Annotated in this window: 17 protein-coding genes and 1 other annotated feature; of the genes, 10 read left to right on the forward strand and 7 right to left on the reverse strand. The window is 45.4% G+C overall.

Annotated elements, in window-relative coordinates:
* The first annotated feature begins 145 nt into the window (after window positions 1-145).
* Genes recQ through MKY54_RS06730 form a run of 3 tightly spaced genes read left to right on the forward strand, consistent with a single transcriptional unit; the run spans window position 146 to window position 4,066 of the window.
* Window positions 146-1,981: a DNA helicase RecQ gene (recQ, locus tag MKY54_RS06720; protein ID WP_339189965.1), complete on the forward strand. Its 1,836-nt coding sequence runs from the start codon at window positions 146-148 to the stop codon at window positions 1,979-1,981.
* Between the two features lie 15 nt (window positions 1,982-1,996).
* Window positions 1,997-3,904 (forward strand): B12-binding domain-containing radical SAM protein, encoded by a 1,908-nt coding sequence (locus MKY54_RS06725; RefSeq protein ID WP_076308057.1) that lies wholly within the window; start codon window positions 1,997-1,999, stop codon window positions 3,902-3,904.
* Window positions 3,905-3,934: 30 nt separating this feature from the next.
* On the forward strand, window positions 3,935-4,066 hold the full coding sequence (locus MKY54_RS06730) for a hypothetical protein (protein ID WP_256716048.1): 132 nt from the start codon (window positions 3,935-3,937) through the stop codon (window positions 4,064-4,066).
* A 1,405-nt stretch (window positions 4,067-5,471) separates the two neighbouring features.
* Here the strand turns inward: MKY54_RS06730 and MKY54_RS06735 are convergent.
* The 4 genes from MKY54_RS06735 to MKY54_RS06750 are packed head-to-tail and all read right to left on the reverse strand — an operon-like array spanning window position 5,472 to window position 9,025.
* Window positions 5,472-6,422 (reverse strand): alpha/beta hydrolase, encoded by a 951-nt coding sequence (locus tag MKY54_RS06735; protein ID WP_076128072.1) that lies wholly within the window; start codon window positions 6,420-6,422, stop codon window positions 5,472-5,474.
* Between the two features lie 27 nt (window positions 6,423-6,449).
* On the reverse strand, window positions 6,450-7,418 hold the full coding sequence (locus MKY54_RS06740; RefSeq protein WP_076128070.1) for a type I phosphomannose isomerase catalytic subunit: 969 nt from the start codon (window positions 7,416-7,418) through the stop codon (window positions 6,450-6,452).
* Window positions 7,419-7,466: 48 nt separating this feature from the next.
* Complete coding sequence (locus tag MKY54_RS06745; RefSeq protein WP_076219068.1) at window positions 7,467-8,069, reverse strand: class I SAM-dependent methyltransferase; 603 nt, start codon at window positions 8,067-8,069, stop codon at window positions 7,467-7,469.
* Window positions 8,069-9,025: a TIGR01212 family radical SAM protein gene (locus tag MKY54_RS06750; protein ID WP_076107276.1), complete on the reverse strand. Its 957-nt coding sequence runs from the start codon at window positions 9,023-9,025 to the stop codon at window positions 8,069-8,071. Before MKY54_RS06750 ends, MKY54_RS06745 begins: the two co-directional genes overlap by 1 nt.
* A 324-nt stretch (window positions 9,026-9,349) precedes the next feature.
* Here MKY54_RS06750 and MKY54_RS06755 point away from each other — a divergent pair, with 324 nt between their 5' ends.
* A complete protein-coding gene (locus MKY54_RS06755; RefSeq protein ID WP_036679526.1) occupies window positions 9,350-9,529 on the forward strand; it encodes a hypothetical protein in 180 nt (59 codons plus the stop codon).
* A 197-nt stretch (window positions 9,530-9,726) separates the two neighbouring features.
* Window positions 9,727-10,443, forward strand: a complete 717-nt coding sequence (gene trmB / locus MKY54_RS06760; protein ID WP_036679523.1) for a tRNA (guanosine(46)-N7)-methyltransferase TrmB — start codon at window positions 9,727-9,729, stop codon at window positions 10,441-10,443.
* 92 nt (window positions 10,444-10,535) lie between these two features.
* On the opposite strand, the gene MKY54_RS06765 is transcribed toward trmB, so the two are convergent.
* Both MKY54_RS06765 and MKY54_RS06770 read right to left on the reverse strand, forming a co-directional pair.
* Entirely contained in the window at window positions 10,536-11,651 is a 1,116-nt protein-coding gene (locus MKY54_RS06765; protein WP_076128064.1) for a glycosyltransferase, read from the reverse strand.
* A 51-nt stretch (window positions 11,652-11,702) separates the two neighbouring features.
* Window positions 11,703-12,230, reverse strand: coding sequence for a phosphatase PAP2 family protein (locus MKY54_RS06770; protein WP_076128062.1), 528 nt, complete (start codon window positions 12,228-12,230; stop codon window positions 11,703-11,705).
* Between the two features lie 404 nt (window positions 12,231-12,634).
* Between MKY54_RS06770 and MKY54_RS06775 the strand changes: the two genes are divergently transcribed.
* From MKY54_RS06775 to rplT, 4 genes are all read left to right on the forward strand, one after another.
* Entirely contained in the window at window positions 12,635-13,873 is a 1,239-nt protein-coding gene (locus MKY54_RS06775) for a glycosyltransferase family 2 protein (RefSeq protein ID WP_036679513.1), read from the forward strand.
* Between the two features lie 78 nt (window positions 13,874-13,951).
* Window positions 13,952-14,096 (forward strand) — a sequence feature (ribosomal protein L20 leader region).
* Between the two features lie 57 nt (window positions 14,097-14,153).
* The gene (gene infC, locus MKY54_RS06780; protein WP_036679510.1) at window positions 14,154-14,651 is read left to right on the forward strand and encodes a translation initiation factor IF-3; all 498 of its coding nucleotides are present in this window, start codon (window positions 14,154-14,156) and stop codon (window positions 14,649-14,651) included.
* A 60-nt stretch (window positions 14,652-14,711) separates the two neighbouring features.
* Window positions 14,712-14,912 carry a 50S ribosomal protein L35 gene (rpmI, locus tag MKY54_RS06785; RefSeq protein WP_036679507.1) on the forward strand — a complete coding sequence of 67 codons (201 nt, stop codon included), beginning with the start codon at window positions 14,712-14,714 and terminating at the stop codon, window positions 14,910-14,912.
* A 31-nt stretch (window positions 14,913-14,943) separates the two neighbouring features.
* A complete protein-coding gene (gene rplT / locus MKY54_RS06790; protein ID WP_036679505.1) occupies window positions 14,944-15,303 on the forward strand; it encodes a 50S ribosomal protein L20 in 360 nt (119 codons plus the stop codon).
* A gap of 129 nt (window positions 15,304-15,432) precedes the next feature.
* On the opposite strand, the gene MKY54_RS06795 is transcribed toward rplT, so the two are convergent.
* Window positions 15,433-15,975 carry an acyl-CoA thioesterase gene (locus tag MKY54_RS06795; protein ID WP_051491073.1) on the reverse strand — a complete coding sequence of 181 codons (543 nt, stop codon included), beginning with the start codon at window positions 15,973-15,975 and terminating at the stop codon, window positions 15,433-15,435.
* A 309-nt stretch (window positions 15,976-16,284) separates the two neighbouring features.
* Here MKY54_RS06795 and MKY54_RS06800 point away from each other — a divergent pair, with 309 nt between their 5' ends.
* Complete coding sequence (locus MKY54_RS06800; RefSeq protein WP_076107271.1) at window positions 16,285-17,334, forward strand: BMP family ABC transporter substrate-binding protein; 1,050 nt, start codon at window positions 16,285-16,287, stop codon at window positions 17,332-17,334.
* Window positions 17,335-17,504: the final 170 nt, after the last annotated feature.

Below are 17,504 nucleotides of genomic sequence, written 5' to 3' on the forward strand. Positions count from 1 at the left end.
ACGCTTATTAAAGCTTGGCTTAAAAGAAGACCTTTTATGTAAATATTTCAAAAGAAGAACAGGGTGATGATAGTTAAGAAGTGTTGCTCATTACACCATTGACCGCTAAACTAAAGATAGAAACGCCTAAGGAGTTATGAGAGATATGAAGATGCAAGCACCTACTATTGAACAGGCGCAGGCTGAGCTGCAAAAATATTACGGTTATCCAGACTTTCGGGATGGCCAGAAAAAGATTGTTCAGAACTTGCTGGAAGGACGCGACACACTGGGAATCCTCCCTACGGGTGGCGGGAAATCGATCTGTTATCAGGTTCCTGCACTGCTCCTGCCAGGGCTGACACTGGTGATATCACCACTGATCTCGCTGATGAAAGACCAGGTGGATGCGTTAACTACTGCGGGTATTCCGGCAGCCTTTATTAATAGCACGTTAAGCGGAAAAGAAGTGAATGAGCGGATTCGGGCTGCCCGGCGGGGCGATTTGAAGCTGCTCTATGTTACGCCCGAAAGACTTGAGCTGGACTGGTTCCGTCTGGAAATGGCTGAGCTGTCTATTTCCTGCGTGGCTGTTGATGAAGCGCACTGTGTATCCCAGTGGGGACATGATTTTCGGACAAGTTATCTGTCGGTATCTCCATTTGTAGATGAGCTGCCTGAACGTCCGATCCTGGCAGCATTTACCGCCACGGCGACGCCGGAGGTTATGGAGGATATGGTCCGGCTGCTGCGCTTGCGCGAGCCGGGTATTTTCATGACGGGGCTAGGAAGAGATAATCTGGCAATGTCCGTGCTGCGTGGAGAGAACAAGCGGGAGTTCGTTATGGATTATGCGGCTACGCATTCTCACCAGCCGGGGATTGTATATGCGGCAACCCGCAAAGAAGTAGATGATCTGTATCAGAGGCTGCAAGCTTCTGGCATAGCGGCAGGTCGCTATCATGCGGGTATGAACGACCAGGAGCGGGCAGATAGCCAGGAAGGGTTCCTCTATGACGATATCCGGGTCATGGTGGCTACGAATGCCTTTGGGATGGGGATTGATAAATCCAATGTCCGTTACGTAATTCACTACAATATGCCCAAAAATATGGAAGCTTATGTTCAGGAAGCAGGTCGTGCTGGACGTGACGGGGAGCCGAGTGAATGTATTTTGCTGTTTAGTGCGCAGGATATTATGACGCAAAAGTTCCTGATCGAGCAGAATCCACAGGATACTGACCGTAAAGCTAACGAATATCGCAAGCTTCAGCAAATGATTGATTATTGCTATACTACCCGCTGCTTGCGCAGTGCCCAGCTGGATTATTTCGGGGAAGAGCATGGGGACAAGCCATGTGGTATCTGCAGCTCATGTACGGATGAACGAGAGCTAGTGGATATGACCGTCGATGCGCAAAAGATTTTCTCCTGCATCCACCGCATGCGGGAGCGTTATGGTGTAGCGTTGGTGGCATCTGTGCTGAAAGGCTCGCGCAATCAAAAGGTGATGCAGTACGGCTTCGATAAGCTGCCCACACATGGGGCGATGTCGAGCCGGACGGAGAAGGAAATCTCAGAGAGTATCAATGTGCTCATCTCAGAAGGGTATCTTGCCTTGTCGGAAGGCCAGTACCCTGTAGTACGGCTTCAGCCACTGGCTGCCGAGGTCCTGCGCGGACAGCGTGAGGTGATGCAGCGTGTGGCACGGCCTTCGCGGACAGGTACAACATCTGGTACGAGAGTTCGTAGTCGGGGGCATGACCTGTCGCCATCAGCCGTCAATGAGACTGTCTTTGAGCAGCTGCGTCTTATCCGGCGTGAATTGGCAGGACGCGAGCATGTGCCGTCGTACATTATTTTTAATGATGCCACGCTGCGTGAGATGAGTGTGGTTTGCCCGCAGACCGAAGCGGAAATGCTGAGGGTAAAGGGTGTTGGGGAAGTGAAATACCGGAAGTACGGTAAGGCATTCTTAGAGTTTTTTCAAAATGAAATGTAGAAAAGGTCGTGTAGCATGAAAATCGTCCTGACCACGTTAAACGCCAAATATATTCATACCTCACTCGCAATCCGCTTGTTAAAAGCGTACAGTGAGCATGAATTTAAGGATATTCATTTGGCAGAGTACACCATCAAAGATCCCGTGATGAATATTGTGTCCGACTTGTTTCAGAAACGGCCAGATGTGATTGGTTTCTCCTGTTATATCTGGAACATCGAAGAGACGCTGAAGCTGATTGGTATTCTTAAGCAAGTAATGCCTGAAGTTACGATTGTTCTCGGAGGACCGGAAGTTTCGTATGAGCCGCTTCATTGGATGAAAAGAGAAGCTGGCATTGATTTTATAGTTAATGGAGATGGGGAAGAGACGTTCCACCATTTGCTACAGGAGCTAAGGGATGATCGTAAGTTTCACTTTGTGTATGGAGCCGCTTATCGCAAGGGAGAAGAGATCATTGTCAATCCACCACGTCCCAAAAGCGATCTGAATACCCTGCCTACGCCGCATCGTTTTCCTGAGGATATTCCAGATTTGAGTAAACGTATTGTTTATTTTGAGACAAGCCGCGGGTGCCCATTTAACTGCCAGTTCTGTTTATCCAGTATTGAGGTAGGCGTACGTTATTATGATATTGAACGAGTGAAATCTGATCTGCTTTATTTAATACAGAATGGCGCCAAAATCATTAAATTTCTGGATCGTACTTTTAATATCAACCGCAACTATGCGATGGAAATGTTTCAATTCCTGATCGATAATCATCAAGGCTGCGTGTTTCAGTTCGAAATTACCGCAGATATCATGCGGCCGGAAGTTCTGGATTTCCTATCTAAGAATGCGCCTCCGGGTATTTTTAGATTTGAGATTGGGGTGCAATCTACCAACGATGAGACGAATGAGCTTGTTAAACGCCGCCAGAATTTCAAAAAGCTGTCCCGTACCGTAATGAAGATTAAGGCAAGCGGCAATATCGATCAGCATCTGGATTTGATTGCCGGACTACCTATGGAGGATTACAGTACCTTCCGTAAAACTTTTAATGATGTATTCGTTATGGAGCCGGAAGAGCTACAGCTAGGATTCCTCAAAATGCTGCGGGGAACGGGGCTGCGGGCGCAGGCGTCTAAATATGAGTACACGTATATGGAACACGCACCTTATGAAATCCTTAGCAGTCATATGATGCCTTTCTCAGACATTATCCGTTTGAAGCGGCTTGAGGATGTGCTGGAGAAATACTGGAACAGCCACCGGATGGACCATACGGCCAAGTACTTGATCCGTCATGTATTTGATTCGCCATTCGATTTCTTTCAGGAGTTCGGTGACTATTGGGAGGAGAGAGGCTGGCAAAAGATTGGCCATCAGCTGGAAGATCTCTTTACCCGCTTGCAGTCCTTCCTGATAGATCGCGGGACGCCGTCTATGGATGTTATAACTGGCTTGATGAAGCTGGACTATTTTCTTGGACACAAGTACAAGCCGCGCAAAATCTGGTGGGATTTCGTGCTGGATAAGTCGGATTGGTCGAGCTATTTAAAAGATATCGCGGCTAATCCGGGTCAAATTTCTGCCCAGTTAGCAGAAGCAGGACTTAACGAAAGAGAACTGCAAAAGTATACTGTGCTGGAAGTATTGCCATTCTCGCTGGAAGCGGTGCTGGATTCCATCAGCGGCATGCGTGCCGATGAGGGCCTTGAGGATGGTGAAGCTGATATGGCTAATCCGGAGGCTTTGGCTTCAGCAGACTCGTCATTACAGGGAGCAGCGAATAGTAGTTTAGAAGAGACTGCGCAAGCAGCAAGCTCGGCTGTAGCTGTAGCGGAGCCCGCTTCCATTAGGGAAGGGCGCACGCTACTAATCGTAATGTATCAGCAGAACGAGAGCCAACGCGCTCAGTACTACACACTGCCTTTGTAATAGGCGGGTGGAAGGATAGACCGTTCCTTTATGGGACGGTCTATTTTTTTGCCTTGGGCGATAGAGTCATCTGGATTCACAAGTGGCTGGGAAGGGGATGAGGTGGAGCTAGTGGCGATTGAGTCCGCATGTGGTGGAGGAGAGAGATGGTGGGGATATTGACAACTGGGTCCGAAAGCGGTGAGTAACCCGACGCAGGCGGACCCAGCGGACCTTATACGTGGAATTATCTTGTTTTTTTGATGCTAACGGACCGCATAGTCGCTATTGGCACGAAAAACACCCAATATGAACCTGTTTCGCATGAATAGCTGCACTGGAGTCCGAAACCTAGCTCGAAAGGCTATAAATCAGCAAATAGCGTCAACTGAGTCCGGAAGTAGCGGGGAGAGTAATGATGTGTGGTTAGTGTCAATTGAGTCCGAAGCGGAGGAGGAAGATGATGATGATGTGTAGCTAGTGACAACTGAGTCCGAAAGCGGGGAGTAACCCGACGCAGGCGGACCCAGCGGACCTTATACGTGGAATTATCCTGTTTTTTAGGTGCTAACGGACCGCATAGTCGCTATTGACACGAAACACACCCAATATGAACCTGTTTCACATGAATAGCTGCACTGGAGTCCGATATCTAGCTCGAAAGGCTATAAATTAGCAAATAGCGTCATCTGAGTCCGGAAGCGGTGAGTAACCCGACGCAGGCGGACCCAGCAGACCTTAAACGTGGAATTATCCTGTTTTTTGGATGCAAACGGACCGCATAGTCGCTATTGGCACGAAACACACCCAATATGAACCTGTTTCACATGAATAGCTGTACTGGAGTCCGATATTTAGCTCGAAAGGCTATAAATCAGCAAATAGCGTCAACTGAGTCCGGAAGTAGCGGGGAGAGTAATGAGTGTAGTTAGTAACAACTGAGATCGAAAGTGGCAGGGGAGAGTGACGATGTGTAGTTAGTGTTAACTGAGTCCGAAATTAGCGGAGAGTGTAATGACTCGGCGTAGGCGGACCCAGCGGACCTTAAACGTGGAAATATCCTGTTTTTTGGATGCAAACGGACCGCATAGTCGCTATTTGCACGAAACACACCAAATATGATCCTGTTTCACATGAATAGCTGCACTGGAGTCCTATATCTAGCTCGAAAGGCTATAAATTAGCAAATAGCGTCATCTGAGTCCGGAAGTAGCGGGGAGAGTAATGATGTGTAGTAAGTGTCAACTGAGTCCGAAAGTAGAGGGGGAAAGTGATGATGTGTAGTTAGTGACAGCTGAGTCCGAAAGTAGAGGGGGAATGGTGATGATGTGTAGCTAGCGACAACGAGTTTGTACGTGGTGTGGGAGAGCGATGAGCTGAAGACAGCGTCAACTGAGTCCGAAAGTGGTGGCGGAAGTTTATTTACTAAAGTTCAGATGCGCGAAGGAACTGGAGATTGTTAGATTGAGAAGTCTGCTGAGATAAGCTACGCAAACCGCAAAGAAGCGATCTCCCATATACCGGGAGCATCGCTTCTATGTTGTCTCATTTCTCGTCTCATAAATTCACTAACAACTGCGCTTTTTTCTTAACTTATCTTAGCAACCTCTGAAGGAAGGTGGCGCTCTAACCAGTTGAGCACATCGGCTGTGACTTGATCTCGATTCACTTCATTTAGCATTTCGTGTCTACCTTCTGGATAGAGTCGGAACTCAACGTCTGACACTCCTCGTTTCTTATACAACTCCGCAAGACGGGGAATGCCTTGACCGTTCATACCGACAGGGTCTTTATCCCCACCGAATATATAAATGGGCTTACCTGTACACAATGTGCTAAGTGATTCCTCAGTATGGATCTCTCTTAGGAGGTGGAAGAAACCACGGAAAAAGCGTGTTGTACAAATAGCTCCGCAGAATGGATCGGAAATGTACTTATCTACTTCCGCAGTATCGCTGCTCAGCCAGTCAAATGTTGTTCTGACCGGGGAAAAGGCGCGGTTATAGCTGCCAAATACCAGACTGTTCAGCAGTACACTGCGATGATGCTCACCCTTTAGCTTAAGCTGCGCGCTTGCCAGAGATTCTCCAATACGCAGCATACTGCGTGGACCGTTTGTCCCGCTTAGGATAAACCCTGAATAGATTTCGTTGCCTTCTTCGCACATGAGTTTTTGACCCAGAAAGGAACCCATACTGTGTGCGAATAAAATGATGGGCTTTCCTTCATGCTTGGAGAGTGCTGCGGCACCTACCTGCAGAAGATTACGCCGCATCCAATAAAATCCGTCCTCCCCAACATCACCAAGCAGATTGACTTGACCAGCGGTTCTACCATGTCCCCGGTGGTCATTGGCATATACTGCATAACCAACCCCGGTTAAAGCTTCCGCAAAACGAGCGTACCGGGCAGCAGTTTCACACATCCCGTGTGAAATTTGCACGATTCCTCTAACTGGAACATCGGACTCAGGTAACCATTCATAGACATGGATGGTTACACCTATGGGATCCGTTAGAGTAAAGCTGTTTTCCTTCATGGTCCATTCCTCCTAAAGGTTCTCGACTTATGGTAAATAAGAGCGAAGCACAGTAGAATGACCCTCGATAGTATAACGGCCTAGGTTGGAAGGAATCAGATAACATTCCCCTGCTGCATAAGGCTGGGAGCCGCCTTCCCAAGTCAGATGTCCGCTGCCTTCGCAGATAACCAGAATAGTGAAGCTGTCTTCTGAAGTGGTGAGATCCCATGAACCATTTACGATCCCTTTTTCGACAATAAAATAAGGTGAAGCGGCAAGCTGCAGCCACTCTCCAGGCACTGCATGATCGGTCTTCATCGAAGTAGCGCCGGCGCCTTCATAAGCTGTAACATTCAGAGAATCCTCGATATGAAGCTCGCGTGGTTTTCCATCTAGACCTGGACGGTCGTAGTCATAAATACGGTATGTAGTGTCGGAATTCTGTTGAATTTCCGCTACAACGACACCAGCACATAGAGCATGTACCGTTCCGGCAGGGATGTAGAAGGAATCGCCAGCGGAGACAGATACCTCTTGAAGGCTATCCATAACCGTGCCTTTTTCCAGTGCTTCGCGTAATGTTTCACGGTCTACGCCTTCTTTAAGGCCGTAGATGATTTTTGCATCTGGCTTAGCGTCTAATACGTACCACATCTCTGTTTTACCCAGTTCACCTTTAGGCAATCCTACATAATCATCCGTAGGATGGACTTGAACGGAAAGGTTGTCGTTGCAATCCAACAATTTGATCAAGAGTGGAAATCTTCCGCCAGCTTCTGATATTCCCTTGCTTCCGAACCACTCATGACCAAATTGCTCACGAATTTGATCCAGACCTTGTCCAGCTAATTCTCCATTAACCACCGAAGATGTTCCATTCGCATGATCGGCAATCATCCAGCCTTCACCAATATGGCCTTCTGGTAGATTCAGGCCGAATTTCTCCAGCGCGCGGCCACCCCAGACACGTTCTTTAAACTCCGGTTGAAATTTTAAAGGATATGGTTGTGTCATTCGTAATCTTCCTTCCCAATTACAAGATTGTTTGATTGTTTACAAAGCTTAAGATGGGGAACCTTTTTTCTTCTCGAGGGCAATTACATAAGGTGCGTCCGTGCGCTGCAACTGGCGATATACAATGCTCTGCGCTACCTTAGGGGAAACAGTCGCAGCCCAAGCTTCAACAGCGGCGGCTTCGAGATCTCCGCCTGCATGGCCAGGATACAGTACAGCCGTAATAATTCCCCCCGGACGCAGCAGTTGGAGTGAAGCTTCCAGGGCTGCAATAGAGCTATCCGGCTCAGTAATGATATTCTTGTCGGCATCGCCTGAAGGCAGATAGCCAAGATTGAACATTACAGCACCAACGGTGCCTGGCCAGTTAGCCGGGACGGCTTCTGCCATTTCGGCATGGCTGCGTTCCAGTAAGGTAACGGCAGAGAGTGAGGAAGTGTCCTCCCGCGCAAGCCGGAGACGTTCTTCTGCCAGCTTCAGCGCCGCAGCTTGAATGTCAAAGCCGTAGACTTCGCCACGAGCTCCGGTTGTTTTGGCTAGAAAAAGCGTGTCAGCACCAGTACCTACAGTTGCATCAATCGCACGGTCACCTAAAGTTAGCCGCTCAGAGATTAATTTATGAGCAAAGCTTAGAACGGACATAAAGCCCATTAGCCCTTCCTCCAATACTTACCCTGCCAAGTATCACGAGCAACAAGCTCATCGTCAATGGCATTTAGCACTTCCCATTTCTTGAGACTCCACATCGGTCCAACTAAGAGATCCCGTGGGGCATCTCCAGTCAAGCGATGAACAATCATCTCAGGGGGCAGAATTTCAAGTGAATCAGCAATCAGCTTCACATACTCGTCCTGTTCCATGAATCGGAGCAATCCTGCTTCATACTGCTTCACCATTGGTGTTTTGCGCATGAGATGCAGAAGGTGAATCTTAATTCCCTGCACATCCATGCGAGCTACAGCAGATACCGTTTCAAGCATCATTTCGTGCGTCTCCTGTGGGAGACCGTGAATGATATGGGTACAGATTCGAATATTGTGACGGCGCAGCTTCTCCACAGCCTCCACATAACACTGCGTATCATGCGCCCGGTTAATAAGCTCAGAAGTGGAGTCATGTATAGTCTGAAGACCCATCTCTACCCAAAGATACGTACGCTTGTTCAGCTCTGCTAAATATTCGACCACATCATCCGGCAGACAGTCAGGGCGGGTAGCAATAGACAATCCAACGACACCAGGCTGCTGCAAAATAACTTCGAAATATTCTCTCAGCTCTTCGACCGGAGCGTACGTATTAGTATAGGCTTGGAAGTAACCGATATATTTAGCATTTGGCCATTTCAGATGCTGTCTGTCACGGACGTTATTGAATTGTGTGACTAGGTCATCTCGGCGGCTTCCGGCAAAATCACCAGAACCTCTGGCACTGCAAAATGTGCAGCCTCCCTTAGCAATGGAGCCGTCACGATTGGGACAGGTAAAGCCTGCATCAAGCATAACTTTGAATACCTTGGTGTTCATGTGTTCACGCATTTCGTAATTCCAAGTATGAAAACGTTTATCTCCCCAAAGTTGCGGAGGAGAAGTGTATTGAAGATTAGACACGAGAAGCCCCTTTCTGAAAATATAATTATGGATAAGATTCCTTATCCTTATATTTTTCTGAGACAGATGGCGTCCTTATCCCAGAGAACGCACAGCCGTTTCTTATAATCCAATACATTGTATCAAAAAACCGAGCTCGGCGTAACATTGACTCCTCATAACGGCATGAAAAATAGGCAGGAAATAAGGCGCTTTCAGCTTGAAAATGCTTACATAGTATGTTATATTCAGAGTGTGAAAAGCTGCTGTGGCATAAAGAAATTCATCCAGGAGTTCATAATTTCGTGTCGTCCGATCCATAATAATAACCGTGAGGTGATAGCAATGAATTCTCAAACGGTATATGCTGAGGGTAAAGATTCGATTGAAGTCCACTTAACACCAGATGAAGCCCTTGCACTAACGGGCGTGGAATTTAACGGCAACCCTAAGATCAAGACAGATGCGCAGCGCAAAATTCGTAGCGCATTCGAAAAAAAGACATTTGCCACAAACACAAAGTAAATCCTGATTTGCCAGACAAGAACGAAATCTATTTCCAATATACAACAACGAAGGAATTCCTCTGAACAGCTCATTTAAGAGCTGAACCAGAGAATTCCTTTTTCTTTTTTTACCGCAATCCCTTTACTTTTTGGGACAATTTCGGCACAATATTGCAAGTGACAGTTATCGTATAAGAGATAATCGGAGGAATACCTATGCGTTTACGCGGAAGAAAAGGAATACGTGAAAGTTTGGAAGAACAGACGGATTTAGTCATTCTAGATCCTCGGAGTTATAAAGGTGAGTGGTCCAAGCTGTTCGGTAACGATCATCCGATCCATGTGGAGTTCGGAATGGGCAAAGGACAGTTTATCAGCCAAATGAGCTTTAAATACCCTGATATTAACTTTATCGGAGTGGATATGTATGATGAGCTGATCCGCCGTGCTGGAGATAAGGCTAGAGCAGTATGGGAGCCGGCAGGACATGAAACACCGCCTAACCTGAAATTGGCACTTGCAAATATCGATTATGCTGAGGAAGTATTTGCTCCGGGAGAGCTTGAACGGATTTATCTTAATTTCAGCGATCCGTGGCCTAAAAGTAAGCATGCCCGGCGTCGTTTGACACATCCGCGTTTTCTTGACAAATATCGCGGTTTGCTTAGCGATCTAGGTGAAATTCATCTGAAAACAGATTCCCGCAGTCTTTTTGAATTCTCATTAAATGCCTTTGCGGACTTTGGCTTGCAGATGAAAAATATTTCTTTGGACCTACATGCAGATGGCATCATCAACGAGGATCATATCATGACAGAATATGAGACGAAATTTGTCGGACGTGGCGTGAATATCCATCGTTGCGAGGCAATTGTAGGTGCAGAAGCACTCAAACAGTATCAGGCTACCCGATTGGATAAATATCGGCTGTAGTTACAAAGCACTGCTTCAAATGGCATGCTTCAATAATAAAGCGGCAACTCTCCAAGTAAAGTAGTTTGGAGGCTGCCGCTTTTTTAAATTAACTATTCCAATAATTCAATGATACTCTGAGCACATTGTAAAGGATGGTAGCGCGCAATTTCTTCAAGATGAAGTTTGCGCTTGTTTTGCACATCCTCATAGTTGTTTAAGAGGCGCTCCATCCACATTTCGACAACCTCTAAAGATTCGATCGGTTCTCCGAAGCCGGCTGCAGTAAAGTAGCGGCAATTCTCCTCCTCCTGCCCGGGAAGAGGGTGATGGAAGAGCATCGGAATACCTTTTGCAAGCCCTTCACTGCAGGTCATTCCTCCCGGTTTTGTAACCAACAGATCGGACACCTCCATCAGCTTGTGGATTTCACGCGTAAAGCCGAGTAAGGAAATATTAGGATGATTATAATGCGGGTCTTCTTTCATTTCCTTTAGCAGCTGTTCGTTATTGCCGAGACAGAAAACAATCTGAATCTTGTCACGCCATTCCGCCAGACAAGCGTTTACGACTTGGTCGTTCATGATTCCCCAGCCGCCGCCCATGACAAGAACGGTTGGCATCTCCCGCAGATTGAATTGCTCTCGAATCTCCTGCTTTCCGGGATGCTTCCAAAAATTAGGGTGTATCGGTATACCTGTTACCTGAATTTTCGTGGCAGGAATATTTCGGCTGCGCAATTTGGATTTAACCTCAGGTGTTGAAACCAGGTAAAGGTCTACCTCTGGGCTAATCCAGGTTGCATGCGCATCATAATCGGTTATGACGGTGACGAGCGGCACATTTAGGGTAGGATCCAATCTCTTTAGGCGGGACACTACAGCACCTGGAATAAAATGTGTGCAGACAATTACGTCGGGTTTCAGTTGTCTCACAATATTTTTGGCATGCGTATAAAATATACGATGCAAGGCAAGCGTGGTAAGACGATTGAATGATTTCTGGTGACGGTAGACATAACCCATCAATTTTGGCTGTGTCGTTACCGTCTTTCGGTAAGCAGACAGAATAATAGGTGCCATCTTGGGGTTTAGAAAATTTCCAAGTTCTAGCACCTTCGTTTGTAAATTAGGCGATAATTGGCGAAGACTGCTCGACAACGCATAAGCTGCTTGTGTATGTCCGGCGCCAAAACCTTCCGAGAGTATTAAGATTCTTTTTTTACGCAATGTTGATTCACCTATTCTCAAGGGTTTTCCCGGTTATTAACAATAAATGCTTTACATCCATAAGGCTATAGTACCAGCTGCTACGCAGGAACCGATCACTGCGCCAGCTATAACATCTGATGGATAATGCAATCCAAGATAAATACGAGAAAATCCGACAATACAAGCTAGCGGCAGCAGAATAACGGTCAAAGCAGGAAACGCCAGCATATAAGGGACCGTAGAAGCAAAGATAGCTGTAGTATGACCAGATGGAAAAGAATGATCCTTTAATGGATTACGAAAAGTATTGGTTTCCGGTAACGCCAGATAAGGACGCATACGCGGGTACAGTTTTTTGGCGATAGCTACGGGTATATGGCTGACAGCTAGTGCTGTTAAGGCTTGTAAACCTGTAGTTCTCCAAGGCTCAGGAGCTAATACCCATACCAGTATATTGATAACAATCGTGCTTGTAGCTCCACCCAAATGAGTAAGGTAAAAGAGCCAAAAGTTCAAAAAACGATTATGCATTCGTCCGTTGATCCACTTAAAAAGATGCCGCTCCCAGAGATGTAGTTTCATGAATAAATGTCTCATATCTAATTCCCTCCGCTAGTCCGGCTACCGTTAACAGATGTTAATGCAGTAATCCGTTCTATAGCTTAGATCTGTCTTAATCATACTTTTTAAAGGTAGTTCATTTCAAGGAAAAGCTCAGGTTTACACGAAATTTGCCAGTTTTGACTTAGAGCACTATTACGCTTTACAATGATTCAAGCAGACTAAACCTGTTTAAAAGGGTAAGAGATAAATAAGGATTCAAAAAAAGGAATCCATAGAATTCTTTTAAACAGCATATATAAAAATTGTGAAGTCTGCCGAGAATAAGAATACTCTTGGTCTATTGTTAAGGGATGCAACAAAAGGGTCAGAAAGAACGTCAAGCAAGCTAGAGAGAAAAAAAGAACACCAAGAGTGAAAAAAGGGGGCATCAAAAGGTCATGACAGACGCACTGTTTGTTACGCTCCAAGTGATCTTGGCAGCAATCGCAGTCTATCAGTTTACGTTTTCATTATTCGGACTGCACAGGAAAAAGAAAAAAACGCAGTATAAGCCGGAAAAATCTTTTGCCGTACTTGTTGCCGCACATAACGAGGAAGAAGTTGTCGGCGCATTAATGGAGAATCTGAAGCAGCTTAATTATCCATCAGAACTGTACGATGTATTTGTAATTTGTGACAATTGTACAGACGGTACAGCTCGCATCGTTAGAGAACACGGCATGAACGCTTGTGTCCGCACCAATGCAAATCTGAGAGGTAAAGGCTACGCAATAGAATGGATGCTTAAAGAGCTGTGGGCTATGCCCCGGCAATATGATGCTGTTGTCATGTTCGATGCCGATAACTTGGCGCATACTGAGTTCCTGATGGAGATGAATAATGATCTTTGTTCAGGTGCACGGGTAATCCAAGGTTATATCGACACCAAGAATCCAGAGGATTCCTGGATTACAGCTGCTTATGGTATTTCGTACTGGTATATTAACCGTTTGTGGCAACTTTCACGCCATAATTTAAATATGGCTAACTTCCTTGGCGGAACCGGAATGTGTTTTGAGACCACACTTCTTAAAGAAATGGGCTGGGGAGCTACAAGTTTGGTCGAGGACTTGGAGTTTACGATGCGTAGTGCAGCACATGGTGTATATCCTAAGTTCAATTATGATGCAAAGGTATTTGATGAGAAGCCGTTAACCTTCAAGGCCTCCTCAAGACAGCGTCTGCGTTGGATGCAGGGGCACTTCACTGTTGCTCGCCGTTATTTTTTCCCATTGCTTTGGCAAAGTATTAAAGAACGCAGCTTAACGAAGTTTGACCTCGCGCTTTATGGAGCGAATGTATATATTGTATTGCTCACTTTTTTAATGACGGCGGTAATGTGGGTGGATATGGCGTTCTTTAACGGACCGAATATCGCTAACATTTACGGCAGCTTGCCGATCTGGCTCAGCTTCCTGGCTATTGGCGCCAATCTGGTGACTTTTGGTATTGCGATGGCATTAGAGAAGGTTACGTTCAAGAAAGTATATGCTTATCTTGTATTCTTCCCGATCTACTTGATCTCGTGGTATCCGATTACGTTCTATGCGTTCTTCACGCAGAACAATAAGCAATGGAGCCATACCAAGCATACTCGCGTAGTACGACTTGAAGAAGTACAAAGTAAGCAGGTATAAAATTCACGAAATTTCTGCATAAAAGGATTGACACCCCAAATAGTGTGGTGTATAGTATTCAAGTACGCAAATCATAGGGATTGCAAGAAGAAGCACCTGCTTCTCACCTGACTGGCATATTCGCCGGCTGGTTTTGATCTCAATGCTTTATGAATGTTAATGTTCATGAACGTTGATCAAACACGGGGTGTCGGGTGTTACCGGCACCCCTTTTTTATGGAGTTACGTGAGAATAGTTGTTAAAAAGATCCGGAGGTGGAGAGTTATCAGTAAGGAACATATGATCAATGATGAAATTCGGGCCAAAGAGGTACGGTTGGTTGGTGCGGAAGGTGAGCAAATCGGAATTAAACCGATCCGCGAAGCGCTGCAAATGGCGATCGATCTTAATCTGGATCTAGTCAATGTAGCACCACAGGCTAAGCCGCCGGTATGCCGCATCATGGATTACGGCAAGTTCCGTTATGAAACGCAGAAGAAAGAGAAGGAAGCGCGTAAAAACCAGAAGGTCGTTGATATCAAGGAAGTCTGGTTCCGTGCTAACATTGAGGAACATGATTATCAAACTAAGTTCCGCAATGTGATCAAGTTCTTGGGTGAGGGCGATAAAGTGAAGTGCTCCGTACGTTTCCGCGGACGTGAGATTACACACGCGAATATCGGCCAAAAAATCCTCGAACGAGTAAAGAACGAAGTGGCTGATATATCTGTTGTTGAGCGCCAGCCAAAGCTGGAAGGCCGCAGCATGATTATGATTTTGGCTCCTAAAGCTCAATAAATCTGGAGTCACTTGCTTATCTGCAATTTGGCGCCGCATAATATTCAAGGAGGAAACACCATGCCTAAGATGAAAACACACAGCAGCCTGAAAGGCCGCTTCAAAATTACCGGAACTGGTAAAGTAACACGTTACAAAGCTCACAAAAACCACTTGCTGTCCCACAAATCTAAACGCGCTAAGCGCGTTCTGAACGGAAATCCAGTAATGGCCCCTGGGGATGTAAGACGTTTGAAACAAGGATTGGCTAACTTGAAATAGTTTATTACACATTTTTGGGAGGTTTATTAATATGGCAAGAGTTAAGGGCGGATTTGTAGTTCGTCGTAAACATAAAAAAGTGTTGAAATTGGCAAAAGGTTATTTCGGTTCTAAACACCGTATTTTTAAAACAGCTAAAGAACAAGTAATGAAATCGATGGTTTACGCTTACCGCGACCGTCGTCAAACTAAACGTAACTTCCGCAGACTGTGGATCGTTCGTATTAATGCAGCAGCTCGTTTGAACGGTCTTTCTTACAGCAAGCTTGTATACGGCCTGAAATTGGCTGGTGTAGAAGTTAACCGTAAAATGCTGGCTGATCTGGCTGTGAATGATCTTAACGCATTCAACTCCTTGGCTGGTATTGCTAAAGAGAAAATCAACGCGTAAGTGTTGTAATATAACCGAAAAGCACCGCCTGCGGGTTGCCCATGCAGCGGTGCTTTTTTGTGCGGTAAGATAGGGATGAAGCAGCGTTGAAATTCCCTACATAAAAGAAAAAGCTCTGCATCTGCAGAGCTATTCCCAGTACTTTATGGTGTTTAATTGAGCGGCGAGTTTTTTGCTGATATTGCGGCGAACTTTTCGTAGCTCGGAACGTTCATTAGCAGATTCGTTGATCAGCTTCTCTTCGTCTGTCTCTGGGATGATAGCTGGAACCGGAGTAGGTGTGCCATCCTCTTCGACTGCGACAAAGGTTAGAAATGAAGTAGCAGCGACAGCGCGCTCTCCAGTATATAGATTTTCTGAAATGATCTTCACAAACACCTCTATGCTTGTCCGTCCGGTCCAGGAGACGAAGGATTCAAAGCATACGGAGTCCGTAGGGCGAATGGGTCTCAAGAAGTCTACAGAGTCTGTAGAGGCTGTGACGACGTTAGTTCGACAATGGCGCATAGCTGAAATGGAGGCTACTTCATCAATGCCGCTCATAAGCTTGCCACCGAATAATGTTTTGTGATTATTGACATCATTAGGGAAAACGCGTCCGGTTTTGAAGACACGGGATTCACGGCAATATTTGAAGGCCGGTGTTGTTTGTGGATTTATTTCTTCGGTCATGATCTGATAACTTCCTTTCAGTGCAATTACTAAGGAATCATAATAATAGAAAACACTTAAGTGTGCAATAATATTTGTAATGTGTTGGAATACTATACAGAGTAAAATCAGGGTTTCTGACATTAACCAGACATAACTGTAACATGCTATGTCATGGAAAGCGGTTACTTGCTAAAAAGTGCAAATTATTATTGACCTGAGGTCATTTATGCACTGGATTTTAGATTTTATTGCAGTTATAATTTGAACTAATGGAATGTCCAAGCAGAACACAGAAGACATCCAATATTTTAAGGGGGATTACATTCAATGAAAAAAGGTTTAAAGCTATCTCTTGCAATGTTGCTGTCTCTTACAGTCGTTTTGACAGGCTGTGGAAACAACAATAACAACGCCGCTAAAGGTGAAACTAATGCAGGAACCAATGCAGGAACAAACGCACCTAAATCCGATTTCAAATTTGGTATGGTTACTGACATTGGTGGCGTAAACGATAAATCGTTTAACCAATCCGCATGGGAAGCATTGCAAGCTCTTGAAAAAGAAACAGGTAGTGGCGTTAAGTACTTGCAAAGTAAATCAAATGCTGACTATGAGCCAAACCTTAACTCCTTCGTTAAAGATGGATACAACTTGACTTGGGGTATTGGTTTTGATCTTGGCGACGCAATTAAAAAAGTAGCTACTGAGAACCCAAATGCTAACTTGGCTATCATTGATAGCGTAGTTGAAGCTCCTAACGTAGCTTCCGTTACTTTCTCCGAAAATGAAGGTTCCTTCTTGGTTGGTGTGGTTGCTGGTCTGACTACAAAAACTAACAAAGTTGCATTCATCGGTGGTCTGGAAAGCCCTGTAATCAAACGTTTTGAAGCTGGCTTTAAAGCTGGTGTAGCAGCAGTTAACCCTTCAGCTAAAGTAACACCTACTTATGCTGGTGGTTATGACAAACCAGACGTTGGTAAATCTCTTGCGGCTACATTGTATAACGACGGAAACGACATTATCTTCCCTGCTGCTGGACAAACAGGAAATGGCGTATTCAACGAAGCTAAAGCTCGTAACAAAGCAGGCGGTACTAAAGTATGGGTTATTGGTGTAGATAAAGACCAATCCATCGAGTTTGGTACTGACGTTACTTTGACTTCCATGATCAAACGTGTAGACGAAGCTGTTCTTAAAGTTTCTAAAGAAGTAATTGACGGTACGTTCAAGGGCGGTACTACAACCGTTCTTGGTCTGAAAGATAATGGTGTAGGTATTTCTGATACTAAGGACAACGTTTCTGAAGAGATCCTAGCTAAAGTTGAAGAATACAAAAAACAAATCATTGATGGAACAATCACTGTTCCTTCCGAGTAATAGTTAGTCTCCATTTATTGCATTACAATAAGGATCAAAGAATAAGGCCGGTGTTGTGCTGGCCTTATTCCTTGTTAAAGCACTGGTTATGATAAGAGGAACATAGATATACCGCCTTACAAAGGGCGGTACATCCGTGTCTATAAGGTAGTTATATATTCTGTGATGAG

It is taken from the genome of Paenibacillus sp. FSL P2-0121, from assembly GCF_037975345.1.
In the GTDB taxonomy this organism is placed as follows: Bacteria; Bacillota; Bacilli; order Paenibacillales; family Paenibacillaceae; genus Paenibacillus_AQ; species Paenibacillus_AQ odorifer.

Coding starts and splice junctions, on each gene's coding strand:
- recQ (WP_339189965.1), top strand. CDS start 146: ATGAAGATGCAAGCACCTACTATTGAACAGGCGCAGGCTGAGCTGCAA.
- MKY54_RS06725 (WP_076308057.1), top strand. CDS start 1,997: ATGAAAATCGTCCTGACCACGTTAAACGCCAAATATATTCATACCTCA.
- MKY54_RS06730 (WP_256716048.1), top strand. CDS start 3,935: ATGGGACGGTCTATTTTTTTGCCTTGGGCGATAGAGTCATCTGGATTC.
- MKY54_RS06735 (WP_076128072.1), bottom strand. CDS start 6,422: ATGAAGGAAAACAGCTTTACTCTAACGGATCCCATAGGTGTAACCATC.
- MKY54_RS06740 (WP_076128070.1), bottom strand. CDS start 7,418: ATGACACAACCATATCCTTTAAAATTTCAACCGGAGTTTAAAGAACGT.
- MKY54_RS06745 (WP_076219068.1), bottom strand. CDS start 8,069: ATGGGCTTTATGTCCGTTCTAAGCTTTGCTCATAAATTAATCTCTGAG.
- MKY54_RS06755 (WP_036679526.1), top strand. CDS start 9,350: ATGAATTCTCAAACGGTATATGCTGAGGGTAAAGATTCGATTGAAGTC.
- trmB (WP_036679523.1), top strand. CDS start 9,727: ATGCGTTTACGCGGAAGAAAAGGAATACGTGAAAGTTTGGAAGAACAG.
- MKY54_RS06770 (WP_076128062.1), bottom strand. CDS start 12,230: ATGAGACATTTATTCATGAAACTACATCTCTGGGAGCGGCATCTTTTT.
- MKY54_RS06775 (WP_036679513.1), top strand. CDS start 12,635: ATGACAGACGCACTGTTTGTTACGCTCCAAGTGATCTTGGCAGCAATC.
- infC (WP_036679510.1), top strand. CDS start 14,154: ATGATCAATGATGAAATTCGGGCCAAAGAGGTACGGTTGGTTGGTGCG.
- rpmI (WP_036679507.1), top strand. CDS start 14,712: ATGCCTAAGATGAAAACACACAGCAGCCTGAAAGGCCGCTTCAAAATT.
- rplT (WP_036679505.1), top strand. CDS start 14,944: ATGGCAAGAGTTAAGGGCGGATTTGTAGTTCGTCGTAAACATAAAAAA.
- MKY54_RS06795 (WP_051491073.1), bottom strand. CDS start 15,975: ATGACCGAAGAAATAAATCCACAAACAACACCGGCCTTCAAATATTGC.
- MKY54_RS06800 (WP_076107271.1), top strand. CDS start 16,285: ATGAAAAAAGGTTTAAAGCTATCTCTTGCAATGTTGCTGTCTCTTACA.